Origin of the sequence: Albimonas donghaensis (genome assembly GCF_900106695.1) — a bacterium.
In the GTDB taxonomy this organism is placed as follows: domain Bacteria; phylum Pseudomonadota; class Alphaproteobacteria; order Rhodobacterales; family Rhodobacteraceae; genus Albimonas; species Albimonas donghaensis.
The window spans coordinates 764343-783001 of the sequence record NZ_FNMZ01000001.1 but is presented as its reverse complement, the minus strand read 5'-3'; the positions used below and the strand labels follow the sequence as shown (position 1 = coordinate 783001).

Sequence of the window (18659 nt, the reverse complement as noted above, 5' to 3'; positions counted from 1 at the left end):
GCCCGCCGTCGGTTGACGCGGGACCTGTCGGCGACTACCTGCAACGCAACCGGCCGCGGCCGGAAGCAAGTTTAGAACAGTTCTAGATTGCCCGAGGAATTGAGTCAAGCTTGGCCGCCCCTGCGAAGGGAAGACGCGCCGGCCGCTCATCCCGGGCCTGTGTCGACCAGCGCGAGGGCCCCCCGAATGCCAGAAGTGATCTTTCCCGGACCGGACGGACGTCTGGAAGGTCGCTACCATCCGCAGAAGGCCAAGGACGCGCCGCTGGCGCTGATCCTGCACCCTCACCCCCAGTTCGGGGGGACGATGAACAACAAGGTGGTGTATAACCTGCACTACGCCTTTCATCGTCTGGGCTTCGCGGTGCTGCGCTTCAACTTCCGCGGCGTCGGCCGCTCCCAGGGCGAGTTCGACCAGGGCATCGGGGAGCTTTCGGACGCCGCCGCGGCGCTCGACTATCTCCAGGTGCTCAACCCGAACGCGCGGCAGAGCTGGGTGGCCGGCTTCTCCTTCGGGGCCTGGATCGGGATGCAGCTGCTGATGCGGCGGCCGGAGATCTCGGGCTTCGTCTCGGTCGCCCCGCCGGCCAACATGTATGACTTCTCCTTCCTCGCGCCCTGCCCGTCCTCGGGGCTGGTCATCAACGGCGAGGCCGACCGCGTCGCGCCCCCGTCGGACGTGCTCAAGCTGGTGGACAAGCTCAAGACCCAGCGCGGGATCGAGATCACCCATGACGTGATCCCCGGCGCGGGCCATTTCTTCGACAAGCAGCTCGAGGAGATGACCGGCAAGGTGGAGCGCTACGTGCAGTCGCGCACTGCGGTCGAGGACGCGTCCTGACGCTTACCCGGCAATCCGAGCTGGAGGCGATGCGCGACATCGGGCGCATCGTCGCCAATGTCGTGCAGGCCATGTCCCGGGCCATGGCGCCCGGGATGACCACCGCCGAGCTCGACGCGCTGGGCGAGTCGCTGCTGGCGCGCGAGGGCGCGGTCTCCGCCCCCCGCAGCTGCTACGACTTCCCCGGCGCCACCTGCATTTCCGTGAACGAGGAGATCGCCCACGGCATCCCCGGCGCGCGGGTGCTGGCGGAGGGCGATCTGGTGAATATCGACGTGTCGGCGTCGAAGAACGGCTTCTTCGCGGATACCGGCGCGAGCTTCCGGCTCGGGCCCGTCGCGCCCTCGGTCGCGCGCCTGCTGGCGGATGGCGAGAAGGCGGCGCGGATCGGCGTGGCGCAGGTCGCGGCCGGACGGCCGCTGGCGGGCATCGGACAGGCGGTGGGGCGGTTCGCCGCGAAACGCGGCTACACCCTGATCGAGAACCTCGCCAGCCACGGCGTCGGCCGCTCGCTCCACGAATATCCCGAGGAGATCGCGACCTGGCCCAACCGGGACCGGCGGCGGATCGAGAAGGGCCTGGTCCTGACGGTGGAGCCGTTCCTGTCGCTCGGCGGCCGCCTGGCCGAGGAAGGCGACGACGGCTGGACCCTCTACGCCGCTCCCGCCGCCCCGGTGGTGCAGTTCGAACATACCGTGGTCGCCACCGCCCGCGGGGCCGAAGTGCTCACCCTGCCCGGCTAAGGCCGGCTGAGCCGCCCGCCCGGCGTCGGCGCATGGCAGCCCGTGGTCTCGGGCGAGGTCAGCGGCAGCCCCCGTTTCACCCGCACCGCCAGCCAGGCGAAGGCCTGCGCCTCCATCAGGCCGCCGTCGAGCCCGGCGGCCTCGGCCGGGATCACCTCCGCCTCGACCCGCTCCGCGATCATGCGCGCGAGCGTCGGGTTGCGCCGCCCGCCCCCGCACAGGATCCAGCGCGCCGCGGGCCGGGGCAGATGCGCCGCCGCCCCCGCCGCGCAGCGCGCCGCGAGCGCGGTCAGGGTCGCCGCGCCGTCTTCGGGCGACAGCCCCTCCATCCCCGCCAAAACCTGCGCGAAATCGTTCCGGTCCAGGGACTTGGGCGGCTTTCTTGAGATCCATTCGGCGACCGAGTTGCGCGCCAGCAGATCTTCATGCACGCGCCCAGCCGCCGCCGCTTCGCCGTTGAAATCGCAGGACTTCCCGAACTTCGCCTGCATCCAGTCGTCGATCGGCGCATTGGCCGGGCCGGTGTCGAAGCCGACCAGCGTTCCCGGCGTCTCGGGGCGCTCGGACGCGGGGTCCACCCAGCTCACATTCCCCACGCCGCCGAGATTGAGAAAGCATACAGGCCCGTCCGCATCCGCCATTCCCCGCGCCAGCGCGTGATGGAAGAATGGGACCAGCGGCGCGCCCTGCCCGCCGGCCTTCATGTCGGCGCTGCGGAAGTCCCAGGCGACCTCGCGCCCCAGCCCCCGGGCCAGCAGATCGCCGCGGCCAAGCTGCCAGGTCCAGCCCGCCTCCGGCGCATGGGCGACCGTCTGGCCGTGAAATCCCGCGATCTCCACCGCGGGCGCGCCTTCCCGGGCCAGCAGGCGGGCGGCGGCGGCGGCATGGGCCTCGGTCACCTCGGCCTCGGCGCGGGCCAGCAGCGCCGCGGCCTCCCCCGTTCCGGCCCGATACGGCCGCCAGTCGCGATGCACCGCGCGGGCGGCGTCCATCTCTCCCGGCGCATAGGGGAACTCGGCGCCGGGGCCGAAGCCCGACACCGTCTCCCCATCGGTCAGCAGACATGCCGCGTCCACCCCGTCGAACGAGGTCCCCGACATCAGCCCCAGGGCCCAGACCGGCTCCATCCGCATGCTCCTTCCGCCAGACGCCGCGCATCAGGGCGGGCGCGCTCTCCCGGGTCAAGGGCGGCGCGAAGGGCGCGCCAGCGCCCGGAGACGAGGGAATGCCCGCCGCGCGGGCGCCGAATCCCTCCCCCGCCCTTCCCTTCCGCGCCCGCCCGCGGCATAGAGCCCCGACCAAACTCGCCCAAGGACACGGACATGACCTACGCGCCCAAATCCGAGTTCCTGCACACCATGATCGCCCGCGGCTTCATGCAGGACTGCACCGACCTGGAGGGTCTCGACGACGCTCTCATGGCGGGGGTCGTGCCGGGCTATATCGGCTTCGACTGCACGGCGGACAGCCTGCATGTCGGCAGCCTCGTCCAGATCATGATGCTGCGCTGGCTGCAGAAGACCGGGCACAAGCCCGTGGCCCTGATGGGCGGCGGCACCACCCGCATCGGCGACCCGTCCGGCAAGGACGAGGCCCGCCAGTTGCTGACGCCCGAGATCATCGGGGCCAACATGGCCGGCATCCGCAGCGTCTTCGACGCCTACCTGACCTTCGGCGACGGCCCGACCGACGCGCTTCAGCCCAACAACGCCGAGTGGCTCGACGCGCTCAGCTACATCGACTTCCTGCGCGACATCGGCCGGCATTTCACCATCAACCGGATGCTGACCTTTGATTCGGTGCGCCTGCGGCTTGACCGCGAGCAGCCGCTGACCTTCCTCGAATTCAACTACATGCTGCTCCAGGCCTATGACTTCCAGGAGCTGTTCGGCCGGCACGGCGTGCGCCTGCAGATGGGCGGCTCCGACCAGTGGGGCAACATCGTCAACGGCATCGACCTGACCCGCCGCCTGCATGGCAAGGAGGTCTACGGGCTCACCACGCCGCTGATCACCAAGGCCGACGGCTCCAAGATGGGCAAGACGGCGGCGGGCGCGGTGTGGCTGAACGAGGCGCGGCTCGGCGCGTTCGAGTTCTGGCAGTTCTGGCGCAACGTGCCCGACGCCGACGTGGGCCGGTTCCTCAAGCTGTTCACCGAGCTGCCGCTGGACGAATGCGAGCGGCTCGGCGCGCTGGAGGGGTCGGAGGTCAACGCCGCCAAGATCATCCTGGCCAATGAGGTCACCGCGCTCGCCCGCGGCCGCGCCGCCGCCGAGGCGGCCGAGGCCACCGCCCGCGAGGTGTTCGAGCAGGGCGGCGCCGGGGAGGACCTGCCCGGTTTCGACCTCACCGCCGAGGAAGTCGGCGCCGGCGTCTCCGTCGCCCAGCTATTCGTGCGGGCCGGGCTGGCGAAATCCGGCAAGGACGCCAAGCGGCTGATCGCGGAGGGGGGCGCCCGGCTCGCCGACGCGCCGGTGACGGATGCGGGCCAGATGATCGGGGCCGACGCTTTCGCCGGCGGTCCCGTGAAGCTCTCGGCAGGCAAGAAGCGGCACGCGCTGGTGCGGCTGGGCTGAGCCCGGCCCGCCGTCATCGCCGACAGTCGGGAAGGGGAGCGGCGCGCCGCTCCCCTTCCGCGTTTCAGGCGGCGGGGGTCGGGATGCGGGGCCACGGGGATCGCCCCGCGCCCCCCCCCGCGCCCCTCAGTCCCCCTCAGCGCCCCGGCTCCTCCGGCCGGTCGCTCGGCGGGATCGGGGCCGCGTCGCCCCGCGACTCGAAGCCCGAGAACAGGTCCCGCAGGATCCCCGGCGTCAGGATCGAGAACGGATTGATCGAGATTTCCGGGTCCGAGGCGTTCCCGGCGACCGAGAAATTCATCGCCAGCAGCCCCTCGCCCTCGCCCCCCAGCAGGAAGCCGACCAGGGGCAGGTCGTTGAGGATGCCGTTGATCGCGTAGGCCGGCGTCAGCACGCCGTCCAGGTCCAGCGCGCCGGCTCCGAAATCATAGTCCCCCGACACCTTCAGCGCCAGCATCGGCCCGGTGGCGAGCGCATCGGTCAGCCGGATCCGCCGCCCCTCGTAACGGAACGGCGCGCGCACGGTGTCGAAGACATAGCCGCCCTCGACCGCCGGGGCGCCCTCGACGCCCGGACGCGCGGGGTCGGGATTGGCGAGCAGCCCGCGGCGCGCGGCGCGGTCCAGCACGCCCGACAGCGCCTCGCGCCCGCCGACCCGGATGCCGTCGGCTTCGGCCACGCCGACCAGCGCGTCCGAGCCCGGCGGCAGCCGCCCGCGGACCTTCAGCACCCCGCCCGACACCTCGTCCGACAGGCCCAGGTCGCGGATCAGCGCCCCCGCATCGGCGCTGTCCAGCGTCAGCCCCCCGCCGCCCCTCCGGCCGCGGCGATAGCGCAGATCGGCCCGCTGCCCGCCATTGACCTCGCCCGACAGCGTCGCCCGGGTGATGCCGTCGCCGCGGGTGGCGCGCCCGTTGACCGCGGTCAGCTCGATCCCGTCGACCAGCCTCGCCTGCGCCAGCTTGACGTCCAGCGCGAAGGCGCGGCTCTGGTCCACGTCCCGGCTCGCGCCGCCGGGCCCCGCGGGGTCGCCGGCCGGCGCCGGCGCCTCATCCTCGTCGTCCGCGCCGTTGACAGCGGCCAGCAGCCCCGCGTCATCGCCCTCGCCCGCCTCCTCGGCGCGGCGCCAAAGCTCGCCCAGATCGATGAAGGCGCCCTCCACCGAGGCCACGATCCGCCCCTCCCGCAGGTCGCGCAGCTCCACGCCGACATCCAGCAGGTCGCCCAGCACCAGACGGTCGAGCTTGAGGCGGCGCAGGTCGCCCTCCGGCCCGATCCGGGCGGCGCCGGCGAAGGACAGGTCCCCGGCCTCGCCGCTCATCCGCTCCACCTCGATGGCGCCGTTATCGGCGAACCGGCCCGAGACCTCGATCCCGCCGGGCGATCCCGCCGGCTTGGACCACTGGAAGATCGGCAGCGACAAAGCCGCCGGCCCCAGATCGGCGGTGAGCGTGAACCGGTCGGGGTCGTTCGGCCCCTGCGCGCCGAGACTGAGGCGCAGCGGGGCCGCGGCCTCTCCGATCTCGATGCCGGCGACGCCGAATTTCTCCAGCATGGCCGCGTCCAGCGCCCCGCGCAGCTCCACCGCCCGGCGCGGATCGGCGGCGTCACCGCCCGCGAACCGCTCCCGCCACGAGATCCGCGCCGGGGTCCCGTCGATCCGGGCCGCCCCGCTGAGGCGCAGGCCGGTCGCGTCGACTTCCAGCGACAGGCTGTCCGCGGTGACCCGCCCATGCCCGCCCGGCGCCGGGGCCGAGGCCCCGCGGATCGTCGAGCGCGCCCCGACCTGCAGCTGGTCCAGCCGCAGGCCCCGGATCAGCGGGAAGGACAGGCGCGCCACGGTGCTGGCCTCGCCGGTGACGGAGCTGAGGTCCATGGAGAATTTCCGGATCAGCTCCAGCGGCGGCTGGTCGAGCACGGCCAGCACGTCCGAAACCCGACCCTCGGCCCGCACCACCGGAATGCCGTGGGGGATCTTCGCGGTCAGGTCGGGCGCGGAGAAGCTGGAGCCGGCGAGGTCGATGGCCCGCCCTCCGGGCGGCGTCGTCACGCCCCGGGTCAGCGCCACGTCGAAGCGGTCCAGCCCGACCCGCCCGCGCCCGGCGGCGCCGGTGATCGCGGGCATGCCGGCCAGCACCTCGCCCCGCAGGCCCTGGAAGGCGAAGTCGAGGGTCAGCTCCGGCGGCTGGCCCGGGGCGGTCCAGAACCGGCCGCGCGCCGCGGTGATCCCCGGCATGGCGGAGGCGGCGGCGACCTCGGACGCGCCGCCCGCGCCCCCGCCCGTCTCGCCGGCCGTCTCCCCACCCGTCCCCCTGCTCGCCGCGGCGGCCCGCGACGCGGCCCGCGCCAGCGACGCCTCCACCGCCCGCGCGGCCTCGGCGCCGGCCGGGGCCTCGCGATCCGTCTCGACGCCCCTGTCGGCGGGAGCCGCCGCCTCCGCCCCGTCATCGGGCTGATCTTCGGCCGCCGCCGCCGCGGGGTCCGGAGGAACCGACAGATGTTCGGCCACCCAGGTCCGGGCGTTGGGCCCCGCCGTCACCGGCCAGGCGGCCAGGAGCGTGGCCAGCGACATCGGCCCGGTGGCGAAGCCGACCGCCAGTTCCGGCCCCTCCGGCCCCCATTCCGCCGCCCCCTGCGCGGCCAGCGTCACGGCCTCGCTCTCCAGCTGGATCGTCTCCAGCTCGATCCGCCCGGCGCCGGGGATGAAATGCGCCCTCAGGCGGCCGTCGTCATAGGTCTGCGCGCTGGCGAACCCGGCTTCGGGACTGATCTCCACCCGGTCGAGGTCGAGCGACAGGGACATGCCCTCCCCCGACCGCCACCGCTCCAGCACGCCGGCGGCCTGCAACGCGCCCGCCGGGCCGGTCAGCCGCAGCCCCCGCACCCGGACCTGGCCCGGCGCCCCCTCGTCGCCCTCGAGCCGCAGGTCCAGCCGCTCGATCCGACCGAAGGGGTCGGGCACGCCGGCCAGCGTGCCGGGGCCGACGCGCACGCTGCCGCGGAAGGAGATCGGCGCCCCTTCTCGTGACAGCCTCGCCCGGGCCCGCACGCCGGCGCGCAGGTCGCCGAAAGTCGCGGCCTCCGACAGGGGCGCCCCGGCGGCGAGCGCCAGATGCGCGATCGGCAGGCCGCCGAGCCGGGCGCGGAACGACACCTCGCCGTCGTCATGGCGCCGCTCGCCCTCCGCCGCGAAGCGCGCCTCGGCGGGGCCGTCGCCCTCCGCCTCCAGGGCCAGCAGGTCGGGGCCGGCGAAGTCCTCGGCCGCCTGGCCCGGGTCGTCGGCGCGGCCCGCCGCGTCATTCGACCAGTCCTCCAGCTCCCCTCCCGGATCGGCCAGCGCGCCCACCGCCCGCGGCGGCGGCGCCACCCGACCGGCGAGCCGGCCCACATCGCGATCCTCCAGCCGCTCGACCGAAAGCTCGGCGTCGATCAGCCGCCAGTTCTGGCCGGTGAAATGATCGCGGTAGGAGACGTCCACATTCTCGGCGGTGACCTTGCGCAGGCGGCCCAGCGGGCCGTCGCCCGGCCCCTGCCCCGCCAGCAGCGCCACCAGCGCCGAGGCCGCGTCGCTCTGGCTCACGCTGGCCTGGGCCGCGAGCTCCGCCGGGGTGGCCGCCGCCCGCGCCTCTTCCGGCCGCGCCGCGCCCGGCAGCCGCAGGCGGCCCTGCGCGTCGCGCTCGATCACGGCCGAGATGCCGGCCGCGTGGATCTCGGTCGGGGCCAGCAGCCCGAAGGCCAGGTCCCACAGATGGAAGCGCATGGACAGCTCGGGCGCCGCCGCGATCTCCAGCCCCTCGGCGTCGACCACCCGCACGTCGCCCAGCCGCAGGCCCGAGACCTCCCCCGGCTCGCCCAGCGCGAACACCGCCTGCCCGATCGAAAAGCGCAGCCCGTCCGAGGCCGCGGCCAGCCGGTCCGCGATCACCGTGGTCAGGGGCCCGAGCGACACCGGCCCCTCGCGCAGGCGCTGATGGCCCACGGCCAGCGCCGCGAGGGTCAGCAGCAGCGCCCCCGCGATGACCGAGCCCAGCCGGTTGAGATGCCGCGCCGCCGCGCCGCCGCGCCGCGCGTCGCGGCGCGCGTGGCGTCGACGGCCGGCGGCCGCTTCGCGCTGGTGGTGCAGATGCCTGCGATGCATGTCGCTCCCGTGCCCGTCGCGCCCGGCCAGGCCCTGCCCCCGCCCGCGTTCCGCCGCGGGCCAACGTCGCTCGCCCGACCGGCGCGCCTTCCGCCTCGGACCTTGCCCCGCGGCGCCCCGCCGCCGCCATGCCGCGCGATGGCGCGGGGCGCCCCGTGATGGCGCCCGTCACGTCGCCCCGGCACGGCGCCCGGCACGGCGCCCCGACACGGCGTCCTTCGACGGGCCCGGCCGGGTTTCGGACTTGCCCTCGGTCGCGATGAAACTAGACCGTTCCCCAGCCCCCTTCCACTTCGCAGGAGACGCGCGCCCATGACCGACCCCGCAACCGCCCCCGAGATCTCCGTCGGCGACCCGGCCCCCGACTTCTCCCTCCCCCGCGACGGCGGCGGCGCGCTGTCGCTGTCCGAGCTGAAGGGCAAGCCGGTCGTGCTCTATTTCTACCCGCGCGACGACACGCCCGGCTGCACCACCGAGGCGCTGGACTTCACCGCGCTGGGCGCCGAGTTCGCCGCCGCCGGGGCCGTGGTGCTGGGCGTCTCCAAGGACACCCCCGCCAGCCACGACAAGTTCAAGGCCAAGCATGATCTCGGCGTGACCCTGCTGTCGGACGAGGACTGCGCGGTCTGCCAGGCCTACGGCGCCTGGGTGGAGAAGAGCATGTACGGCAAGAAATACATGGGCATCGACCGCTCCACCTTCCTGATCGGGGCGGACGGGCGGCTGGTTCGGATATGGCGCAAGGTCAAGGTGAAGGGCCATGCCGACGACGTCCTCGCCGCCCTGCGCGAGATCGCCTGATCCTGCGACCGGTCGGCGCGCCCCGTCGAAGTCCCTGGCGGGGCGCGCCGATCCCCGGCCCGCGACGCGGGAACCTGTCTGCGGCGCGCTGACGCAGCATCGCCGCGCGGCGCGGCGACGCGGAGCGCGCGGCTTTCCCCAACGGCGGATACGCCTCGGCCCGGATGCGCGCTAATCCCGCCTTAATCTTTCCCCATTTAGGCTCTAGCCGGCGATCACTCCAGAAGCGGGTGATTCCACTCGCAGGGGTCGCCTCAGGACCGTTTCGGCCCAGGGCTGCCGATGGGCAGCTGTATCACCGCCGTTCGAAACGTGTTGATCACCGGGCAGCGCATCGGGTAACGATGCAGAAACACAACAAGACGCGAAAAACGCGAAGGGACAGGACATCCCGACGCAAGGCACCGAGGGACACGGATGACAAGCCCGAATGGCCGCGCGGAGGAACCGCGTGCCGTTGGTGGTTTGCCTGATTGGCGGCTCACCATCCGGAAAGGCGACGATGCGCGGCATATCCGCGTCTCCACGCGCGGCGGTCTTCTCGCGGCGGCCTGCGTCACGGCCCTCCTGGGCTGGACCGGCTTCGCCACGGTATCGCTGCTTCTGAACCATGCCGAACGCGAGGCGCTCGCCGCCCGCGTCGCGGCCTATGAGAGCGGATCCGCCGACGCGGTGGCCGAGGCCGAGGCGCGCCGCGTCGCCGACCTCGCCGCGCTGGAGGCCGATCGCGACGCCCGGCTCGCCGCGCTGACCGAGGACCGCGACGCCGAGGTCGCGGCGCTGGAGGCGCAGCGGGACCTCGCCGCCGAACAGGCCTCCGACGCGCTGGCCCGGCTCGACGTCATGAGCCGTGAGCTCGCCCGTCGCCAGGCCTCGCTGGTCGCGGCCGCGGACGCGGAATCCGAACTGACGCTCGCGCTCGAAAGCCTGCGCGCCAAGCTGGCCGACGCCGTCGCCGCCCGCGACGAGGCGGAGCGCGCCCGCATGGCGCTCGCCGCCCGGGCGGAGGCGCTGAACGCCGACCATGCCGCCGCCGACGCGGCCGAGGACGAGTGGACCTCCGCCATCGAAGGCGTCACCGCCGCGCTGGAGGACACCACCCGCGAACGCGACGCCGCGGTGATGATGCAGGCCGCCCTGGCCGACCGGCTGGAGACGCTGGAATCAGAGCGCGGCCGCGCCGCCGAGGCCCGCGCCCGCCTGTTCTCCCAGCTTGAGGACGCGGTCGACGCCGGGCTCGGCGGGCTGGAGAAGGCGCTCGACGCCGCCGGCGTGAACCCCGACCAGGTCGTCGCCGAACTGCGCCGCGACTATTCGGGCGAGGGCGGACCCTTCCTGCCGGTGGATGAGAGCGCCTCGCCGCTGCTGGTCTCCGAGGATGCGGAGCGGGTGGCCAACCTGCTCGGCGGGCTGGAGCGGGCGAGCCTGATGCAGGTCGCCGCCGCCAAGCTGCCGCTGGCCAAGCCGGTGCACGCGGCCTTCCGCTTCACCTCCGGCTTCGGGGTCCGGCGCGATCCCAAGAACGGCCGCTCGCGCATGCATGCGGGCACCGACTTCGCCGCCGCCCGCGGCACGCCGATCCACACCACCGCCGACGGGGTCGTGACCTTCGCCGGCTGGCAGTCGGGCTACGGCCGGGTCATCAAGATCCGCCACGCCTTCGGCTTCGAGACGGTCTACGCGCATCTCAACGCCACCCGCGTCAAGGTGGGGCAGCGGGTTGCGCGCAATGACCGGATCGGCGATATGGGTAACTCGGGACGCTCGACCGGGTCGCATCTCCACTACGAGATCCGCCTGAACGGGAAGCCGCTCAACCCCATGAAGTACATCGAGGCCGCGCGCAATGTTCTCTAAGTCGAAGATCAACGATCCGATCGACACCAAGGCCGAAGACTCCGGGTCGCGGCCCGCCGCGCCGGCGCCGGCCGCGCCGCCGCGCACCGGTTCGCCTTCGCCGTCGGCCCCTGCGAAGCCCAAGGCGCCGCCGTCGATCCTCAGCTCCGACCTCACGGTGACCGGCAACCTGCGGACCACCGGCGACATCCAGGTCGAGGGCGCCGTGGACGGCGACATCCGCGCCCACCTGCTGACCGTGGGCGAAAGCGCCACGATCCGCGGCGAAATCGTCGCCGACGACGTGGTGGTCAACGGCCGGGTCGTCGGCCGGGTCCGCGGCGTGAAGGTGCGCCTGACCTCCTCCGCGAAGGTCGAGGGCGACATCATCCACAAGACCATCGCGATCGAGAGCGGCGCCCATTTCGAGGGTTCGGTCCAGCGCAACGACGACCCGCTGTCGGATGGCGGCAAGTCGGCCCCGGTGATCTCCTCGCCCCCCGCCGGTTCCACCAACGGCTCCGAGGGCTGAGCTTTCCTCCTGCGCAGGGCGGCCCATCCGCCGTCATGCCTGACATTCGAAACGCGGGTCCCGGCGACGGGGCCCGCGTTTCGCGTCTCCGGGGGCGCCCGGCCCGCCTCCGCAATGCGAAACGCCCCGGAGCGGGGCTCCGGGGCGCTCGGGGCGACGGCGATGTCGGCGGGCGTCGCCTCTCCGCCCTGAACCGGCCCCGGCCGTCGTCGTCGCCCCGGCTTCGGGGGTGAGAACGAAGGGGGCGGCCGCAACGCGGCCGGGGCCGTCTCGGGGCGCCGCTCCGGCGGGAGGAGCGGCGCGATCTCAGGCCGCGCGGCGGTTGCGGGCCTCGGCGGCGGCGCGCTCGGCCTCCAGGTCCTCGGCCCAGGCGGCCAGGTCGGCGTCCACGTCCTTCGCGCCGGCGGCGTTGCGGAACCCGGCGCCGATCAGCGGCAGGAACGGCAGGGTCAGGGTCAGCGCCACGGCGGTCGCCCAGGCGATGCCCAGCGAGGCGAAGACGCCGAAGCCCCCCCCGACCCCGGCCGCGATCCCCGCGGAGACCCCCGCCGCATGAGCCCAGAACAGCAGCGCCATCGGGAAACCGGCGCGGGGGGCGTCGTCGCGGGACGGGGCGTTCCGGTGGATCTCGATGGCGGTCATGGCGGGCTCTCCTGTGCGGCGCCGTTTCGCGCCTCGTTGCTTGCAGGGAGAGTTCTACGAAAATCCGAGCCGCCGCGCGACATAGCGAAGGGCGGGTTCGCCGGCGCGGATGGCGCGGCGACCTATCCGAAAGGATAGTCCCCCGGCGCGGGGCTCGGGGCGCCCCCCCTCCCCGCTTGCGGGGGGGGGAAGCGCGGCGCGGCGGGCGCCCGAACGCGAACCGCCGGGCGCATCGCTGCGCCCGGCGGTTTCGGTCCTGGTCCTGGTCATGGTCGCCTGAAAAGCCCCGTCGCAGGGCCCGCGATCAGTCCTCGGCCATCGCCTCGGCCCGGGTCTTGCCGGTGACCTCCATCGCCAGCGCCGCGGCCATGAACCGGTCCAGATCCCCGTCCAGCACGCCGCCGGTGTCCGAGGTCTCCACGTTGGTGCGCAGATCCTTGACCATCTGGTAGGGCTGCAGGACGTAGGAGCGGATCTGGTTGCCCCAGCCGATCTCGCCCTTGGCGTCATGGGCGTCCTGGATGGCCTGGGTGCGCTTGCGCAGCTCGATCTCGTAGAGCCGCGACTTCAGCGCCGCCATAGCGTTGGCCCGGTTCTGATGCTGCGACTTCTCCGAGGACGTCACCACGATATTGGTCGGGATATGGGTGATCCGCACGGCCGAGTCGGTGGTGTTGACGTGCTGCCCGCCCGCGCCCGAGGACCGGTAGGTGTCCACCCGGATCTCGTTCGGCTTGATCTCGATCTCGATCGAGTCATCCACCACCGGATAGACCCAGACCGAGGAGAACGAGGTCTGCCGCCGCGCCGCGCTGTCGAAGGGCGAGATGCGCACCAGCCGGTGCACGCCCGATTCCGATTTCAGCCAGCCGTAGGCGTTCGGCCCGGTGATCTTGTAGGAGGCCGACTTGATGCCCGCCTCTTCGCCGGCGCTCTCGGACATCAGCTCGACCTTGTAGCCCTTGGCCTCGGCCCAGCGGGTATACATGCGCGCCAGCATCTGGGCCCAGTCGCAGGACTCGGTGCCGCCGGCGCCGGCGTTGATCTCCAGGAAGGTGTCCGAGCCGTCGGCCTCCCCGTCCAGCAGCGCCTCGATCTCGGCCTGGGCGGCGCGGTCGCGCAGGGCCGACAGCGCGGCCTCGGCCTCGGACACCACCTCGGCGTCTCCCTCGGCCTCGCCCATCTCGATCAGCTCGATATTGTCGGTCAGCTCCTGGCCCAGCGACTTGGCCTGCTCGTATTTGTCGGCGAGCTGCTGGCGGTCGCGCATCACCTTCTGCGCCTGGACGGAGTCGTCCCACAGCGTCGGGTCCTCGACCCGGGCGTTGAGCTCCTCCAACCGGTGCTCCGCGGTCTCCCAGCCCACGCGCTGGCGCAGCAGGGTCACCGACTTCTCGATTTCGGCGATGAGGTTCTGGGTCTCCGCACGCATGGGACGAGGAGCTCCTTGGTCGGGTCTGGGGGCCGCACGCGCCCGGAAGGGGCGCGAAACCGCATCCGGGGGACATAGACCGGCGCGGCGCGCGGCTCAAGTGATGGAACGCAGCAGGGATGCGGCGGCGGGGGGCGGCGGGAGTCCGAAGGCCCCCGCGCCCCCCGTACCGCCCCGTCGGATCAGTAAAGTCCGCCGGACCCGAAGCCGCCCGAAGGCGAGGGCGGGGCCGGGGCCTGGCCGCCTCCCCCCCCGCCATCCGCGGGCGCGCCGCCAGACGCGGGGCCGGACGCGGGGCCGGACGAGGGCTCGTCCTGCTCCAGCCGCATCGGCAGATCGCCGCCGGCGAACATGTCGAACCGGCCTTCGATGACCGCGCCGCCGGAATATTCGCCGACGGCCGGCGCCTCGCCCAGGCGGAACGCCTCAAGCGCCACGCCGGCGCCCGACGCGTCGTCCGACAGCCGCCGCCCGGTGGAGCGGTCGATCTTGGCCATCACCGCATGCGGCGGGAACGGGAAGTCCAGCTTCGGACGGTCCTTCATGGCGATCTCCATGAAGTCCTCGAAGACCGGCGCGCAAAGCGTGCCGCCGAAGGCCCCCCGCCCCATCGGGCGCGGGTTGTCGTAGCCGATGAAGCAGCCCGCCACCATGTTGGGGGTGAAGCCGATGAACCAGGCGTCCTTGGCCTCGTTGGTGGTGCCGGTCTTGCCGGCCAGCGGCAACCCGAGGCTCTGCAGCCGGGTCGCGGTCCCCCGCTCCACCACGCCGCGCATCATCGAGGTCAGCTGGAACGCCGTCACCGGGTCCATGATCAGCTGCGAATTGGGCTGCAGCACCGGCTCCAGCTCCCCCGACCGCCAGTCCTGGCGGCAGTCGGGGCACAGCCGGTCGTCCTGGCGGAAAATGGTCTCGCCCCAGCGGTCCTGCACCCGGTCGACCAGCGTCGGCGACACCCGCCAGCCGCCATTGGCGAACATCGCGTAGGCCCCGACCATCTGGTAGAGCGTCGTCTCTCCCGCCCCCAGCGCGTAGCTGAGATGGTGCGGCATGTCGGAATAGACCCCGAAGCGCTCGGCGTATTCCGCGACCAGGTCCATGCCCACATCCTGCGCGAGCCGCACGGTCATCACGTTGCGCGACTGCTCGATGCCGACCCGCATGGGCGAGGGGCCGTAGAACCTGTTGGACGAGTTGGTGGGCCGCCACAGCTCCGCCGCGCCGGTGTCGATGGAGATCGGGGCGTCGAGGATCACGGTGGAGGGCGTGTAGCCGTTGTCCAGCGCCGCGGCGTAGACGAAGGGCTTGAAGGCCGAGCCCGGCTGGCGTTTGGCCTGGGTCGCGCGGTTGAACACCGAGGTCTCGAAGCTGAAGCCGCCCTGCATCGCCAGCACGCGGCCGGTGACCGGGTCCATGGCCATGAAGGCGCCCTGCAATTCGGGGATCTGGCGAAGCGACCAGCGCGCCAGCCCCGCGTCGACGAGCGCGTCGCCGGGGACATCGCGGATTTCGGACCCGTCCTCGGTTTCGCCGGCGACCATGATCACGTCGCCCACGGCGAAGATGTCGGCGGGCTTGCGCGGGGCGCGCCCGACGCCGCCGCGCTCCAGCTCGGGCTTGGCCCAGCCGGCGTCGCCCACGCCGATGTAATGGCCGTCCGCGTCCTCGGGCACGCCCTGGATGCCGATGCGCGCGGTCGTATCGCCGACCTTCAGCACCACGGCCGGGCGCCAGCCGGGAATGTCGCCGGGCGCGCGGGTGGCGGCCAGCGCCTCGCGCCAGGCGTCCTCGCTCGGGGCCCCGTCGTCGCCGGTCAGCGCCGCCGGCTCTATACGCGTGAGAGGTCCGCGCCAGCCCTGACGCTCCTTGTCCCACTTCACCAGCCGGGCGCGCAGGGCGTCGCCGGCCGCGCGCTGCAGCTCGGGGTCGAGCGTCGCGCGGATGGTCAGCCCCCCGCCTTCGACCGCCTCTTCACCGAACTGGCCGACCAGCTGGCGGCGGATCTCCTCGGAGAAATAGTCCCGCGGCGGCACCGGCGGCAGCTCCGGCTCCACCGAGCCGTCGAGCACCGTGGCCAGCGGAGCCGCGTCGGCCTCCTCGAACTCGGCCTGGGTCAGGAACCCCGCCCGCAGCATCTGATCCAGCACGTAGCCGCGCCGCGCCACGGCGATGTCGTGGTCGCGCACCGGGTGCAGGTTGGAGGGCGCCTTGGGCAGCGCCGCGAGATAGGCGGCCTCGGCCGGCGTCAGGTTCTCCAGCGCCTTGCCGAAATAGTTGTCGGCCGCCGCCGCCACCCCGTAGGCCCGCGCGCCGAGATAGATCTCGTTGAGATAGAGTTCGAGGATCTGGTCCTTGGTCAGCACCTGCTCGAGGCGGGTGGCCAGGATGATCTCCTTGAACTTGCGCTCGAAGGACCGTTCGTTGGTCAGCAGGAAGTTCTTCATCACCTGCTGGGTGATGGTCGAGGCCCCGCGCAGCCGCCCGCCGCGGGCGTAGTCCACCACCGCGCCGACGATGCCCAGCGCGTCGAAGCCGGCATGTTCGTAGAAATTGCGGTCCTCGGCGGCGATGAAGGCGTTCTTCACCAGGTCCGGCACCTCGTCGATCGGGGCGAAGACCCGGCGCTCGGTCAGGTATTCGGCCATGATCGCGCCGTCGCGGTCGTAAACGCGCGAGATGGTCGCCGGCTGGTAGCTTTTCAGCGCGTCGTAATCGGGAAGGTCGCGCCCGTAATGCCAGACCAGCGCCGCCATGGCGCCGAGCCCGAAGATCGCGCCGATGGAGGCGATGCTGAACATCCAGGCGAGAAATCGCATCATGCCGTAGGGTCGCTCCGTTGCGTGCAATATGCGCCCGCAGGCGGGGCGCCGGGTATCGGGCCGGTCGGTGATCCCGGTCCTGAGCGCCTACATAGTGCGGCGCGCTTGGCGCGGACAGGGCAAGCTTGCGGCGGAATGCGACGAAGGCCGCGACGTTGCGCCCAAGCGGCGCCTCCGCGGACCGGCGCAGGCGCGCGCGCGAAGCCGTTCATCCGCCTGATGAACAAGGCCGATCCGGATGCGCGACATGCCGCGCCCGGCGCCGCGCGGCGCGATCCCGGGAGCCCGCGCCGTCAGTTCTCCGCCGACGCCGACGCCGGCGCCGGTCCGCGCGAATCCGGTCCGGAGGGGAGACCGCCGCCAGATCCCGGCTCCGGCGCCGAGGCGTAGGCCCGCGCCGCCCCCGCCTCCCGCCATTCGTCGAGCCCCGCGGCCAGCGCCCGCGCCGCCAGCCGCCGCCAGGCCGGGTCGCGCATCCGGGCGAGGTCGGCGGGGTTGGACAGGAACCCCAGCTCCACCAGCGTCGAGGCCATGCGGGTCGAGCGCAGCACCCGGAACCGGGCCTGGGCATGGGCCCGCCCGCGCAGCATCGGCGTCACAGCGTCGAGATTGTCGGCCAGCGCCTCCGCCAGCCCGCGGGAGGCGAGCGTCGCGGGGCCGCGCCCGATCTGCTCGATGATGGCGGCGATGTCGTCGCCGCCGCGCAGGCCCGCGCCGACCGCTCCGGCATCCCCATCGGCGTCGCCGTCATGGCCCTCGGGGCCGCGCAGGTCGGCCTGGTTCTCGGAACTGGCGAGCGCCCCGGTCTCGGCGTCGGTGGCGCGCGAGGCGAGGCTGAACACCGAGGCCCCCAGCGCCTCCCCCCGCGCCACGGTGTTGGCGTGGATCGAGACGAAAGCCGAAGCGCCGGCGGCCTCGGCCAGCTCCACCCGCGCGTCCAGCCCCAGGTAGCGGTCGTCGGTGCGGGTCAGCTCAGCCCGCCAGCGCCCGGTCTCCTGCAAGGCGCGGGCGAGGTCGCGGGCGAAGTCGAGCGCCAGCGTCTTCTCCACCGCATCGCCGCGGATGGCGCCGGGGTCGAAGCCGCCATGACCGGCGTCGACCATCACCAGCGGCCGGGTTTCGGCCCGCGGGTCCGGAGCGCCGCGCAGATCCACCGAGAACCGCCCCGGCCCGCCCGAGGCCCGCGCGCCGGGCGGCCAGCCGGCGGTCTCGGCGAAGCGCGCCTGCGTTTCCGGGCCGAGGATCACCCGCAACCGGGCGCCGCCGCCCTCCAGCGGGGTCATCACCGCCTCCTCCAGCCGGGCGGGGCCGGCCAGGTCGAGCGCCAGCCGGGCGCGGCCGGCCTCGGCCATCCCGGCGCGCAGGCCCGCGATCAGCCCGTCGGGCGGCGGCGGCGCCCGGCGCCCGGTCCAGCCTCCGGCCGCGACGTCCACGATCAGCCGCGGCGGCCCGTCCAGCGCGAACACCCGCCACGGCCCCGGCCCGGGCAGCGACAGCGCCAGCCGGGTGCGGCCGTCATGGTGGCGCATCCCGATCAGACGGGCCTCGCCGGCCAACGCCAGGGCGGCGGCGGCCTCGTCCAGTTGCGAGATCGGCTGCGGGCGCGCCGGCGGCGCATCGACGCCGGGCGGCGACGATCGGGGCGCGGGCGGCGGCGTCGCCGCGCCCCCCGCCCCCGGCCCCAGCGCCGCGCCGGCCCCCGCCGCGACCAGCACCGCCGCGCCGGCCGCCCGGCGAATGCCGCGAATTGCATGGGCCCCCACCGCGCCGCTCCGCCAGGCCATCCGCATAACCCCTTGTTTCCCTGTCGTTTCGCCCTGTCGCTGCGGGCGCGAATACATTGCGACGCGCAAGTGCGATAGCGATTGTCAACAGGCCGCCCCGACGGCTATAGTGTCAAGGCTGCCGCCAGTTCGGGACGCGCCCTGCGCGCACGAGCCACGGCGCAGCGACGAACCGAAAGTTTTTCGGACGACGCCCCGGATCCAAGGGACGACCTCGCAGCGGACAGGGCCAAGGCCCGCCCCGTGCAGCGATCTCGTCCGCCGGCGCGGCGCCGAGATCGGGGCCAGGCTCACGTGCCCTCGCCCCTCCCCGACTGCGGCCGGACGGCGCCCTTCGCCGGACCTGCCAGGAGATCAGAACGCGATGCGCGCCCACACCCGGTTCAGCGACGAAGGAGACCGCGCCACGGCGCCGGCCCTTCCGCGCGCCCGGACCGCGGCGGCACTCGCCCCAGTATCAACCGACGCGCGTCTTCATCCGCCCGCCCCTCCGGGTCGGTCGGCGCCGGAGGCGGC

12 protein-coding genes are annotated in these 18659 nt (G+C 73.4%); 6 read left to right on the top strand and 6 right to left on the bottom strand.

Annotated elements, in window-relative coordinates:
- Window positions 1–186: 186 nt before the first annotated feature.
- Together BLV24_RS03225 and map are read left to right on the top strand one after the other, a co-directional pair.
- Complete coding sequence (locus tag BLV24_RS03225; protein ID WP_092679675.1) at window positions 187–840, top strand: alpha/beta hydrolase; 654 nt, start codon at window positions 187–189, stop codon at window positions 838–840.
- The gene (gene map / locus BLV24_RS03220) at window positions 837–1583 is read left to right on the top strand and encodes a type I methionyl aminopeptidase (protein WP_092679674.1); all 747 of its coding nucleotides are present in this window, start codon (window positions 837–839) and stop codon (window positions 1581–1583) included. Before BLV24_RS03225 ends, map begins: the two co-directional genes overlap by 4 nt.
- On the opposite strand, the gene BLV24_RS03215 is transcribed toward map, so the two are convergent.
- On the bottom strand, window positions 1580–2710 hold the full coding sequence (locus BLV24_RS03215) for an anhydro-N-acetylmuramic acid kinase (RefSeq protein WP_245710359.1): 1131 nt from the start codon (window positions 2708–2710) through the stop codon (window positions 1580–1582). The two genes, map and BLV24_RS03215, sit on opposite strands and share 4 nt — an antisense overlap.
- 195 nt (window positions 2711–2905) lie before the next feature.
- On the opposite strand from BLV24_RS03215, the gene tyrS reads away from it, so the two are divergent.
- Window positions 2906–4159, top strand: coding sequence for a tyrosine--tRNA ligase (gene tyrS, locus BLV24_RS03210; RefSeq protein WP_092679672.1), 1254 nt, complete (start codon window positions 2906–2908; stop codon window positions 4157–4159).
- 136 nt (window positions 4160–4295) lie between these two features.
- Here tyrS and BLV24_RS22755 read toward each other — a convergent pair whose 3' ends face one another.
- Window positions 4296–8297 (bottom strand): AsmA-like C-terminal region-containing protein, encoded by a 4002-nt coding sequence (locus BLV24_RS22755; protein ID WP_092679671.1) that lies wholly within the window; start codon window positions 8295–8297, stop codon window positions 4296–4298.
- Window positions 8298–8609: 312 nt separating this feature from the next.
- On the opposite strand from BLV24_RS22755, the gene bcp reads away from it, so the two are divergent.
- The 3 genes from bcp to BLV24_RS03190 all read left to right on the top strand — a co-directional run bounded on the left by bcp (window position 8610) and on the right by BLV24_RS03190 (window position 11466).
- Window positions 8610–9098 (top strand): thioredoxin-dependent thiol peroxidase, encoded by a 489-nt coding sequence (gene bcp, locus BLV24_RS03200; RefSeq protein ID WP_092679670.1) that lies wholly within the window; start codon window positions 8610–8612, stop codon window positions 9096–9098.
- 465 nt (window positions 9099–9563) lie between these two features.
- The gene (locus BLV24_RS03195) at window positions 9564–10955 is read left to right on the top strand and encodes a M23 family metallopeptidase (RefSeq protein WP_092679669.1); all 1392 of its coding nucleotides are present in this window, start codon (window positions 9564–9566) and stop codon (window positions 10953–10955) included.
- The gene (locus BLV24_RS03190; RefSeq protein WP_092679668.1) at window positions 10945–11466 is read left to right on the top strand and encodes a bactofilin family protein; all 522 of its coding nucleotides are present in this window, start codon (window positions 10945–10947) and stop codon (window positions 11464–11466) included. The genes BLV24_RS03195 and BLV24_RS03190 overlap by 11 nt, the downstream gene beginning before the upstream one ends.
- A 306-nt stretch (window positions 11467–11772) precedes the next feature.
- Here BLV24_RS03190 and BLV24_RS03185 read toward each other — a convergent pair whose 3' ends face one another.
- From BLV24_RS03185 to BLV24_RS03170, 4 genes are all read right to left on the bottom strand, one after another.
- Window positions 11773–12108 carry a hypothetical protein gene (locus BLV24_RS03185; protein ID WP_092679667.1) on the bottom strand — a complete coding sequence of 112 codons (336 nt, stop codon included), beginning with the start codon at window positions 12106–12108 and terminating at the stop codon, window positions 11773–11775.
- A gap of 304 nt (window positions 12109–12412) precedes the next feature.
- Window positions 12413–13540, bottom strand: a complete 1128-nt coding sequence (prfB, locus tag BLV24_RS03180; protein ID WP_092679666.1) for a peptide chain release factor 2 — start codon at window positions 13538–13540, stop codon at window positions 12413–12415.
- Window positions 13541–13722: 182 nt separating this feature from the next.
- Window positions 13723–16359 (bottom strand): penicillin-binding protein 1A, encoded by a 2637-nt coding sequence (locus BLV24_RS03175; RefSeq protein ID WP_245710358.1) that lies wholly within the window; start codon window positions 16357–16359, stop codon window positions 13723–13725.
- A gap of 293 nt (window positions 16360–16652) precedes the next feature.
- Entirely contained in the window at window positions 16653–18143 is a 1491-nt protein-coding gene (locus BLV24_RS03170; RefSeq protein WP_143040198.1) for an N-acetylmuramoyl-L-alanine amidase, read from the bottom strand.
- Between the last annotated feature and the right edge of the window lie 516 nt (window positions 18144–18659).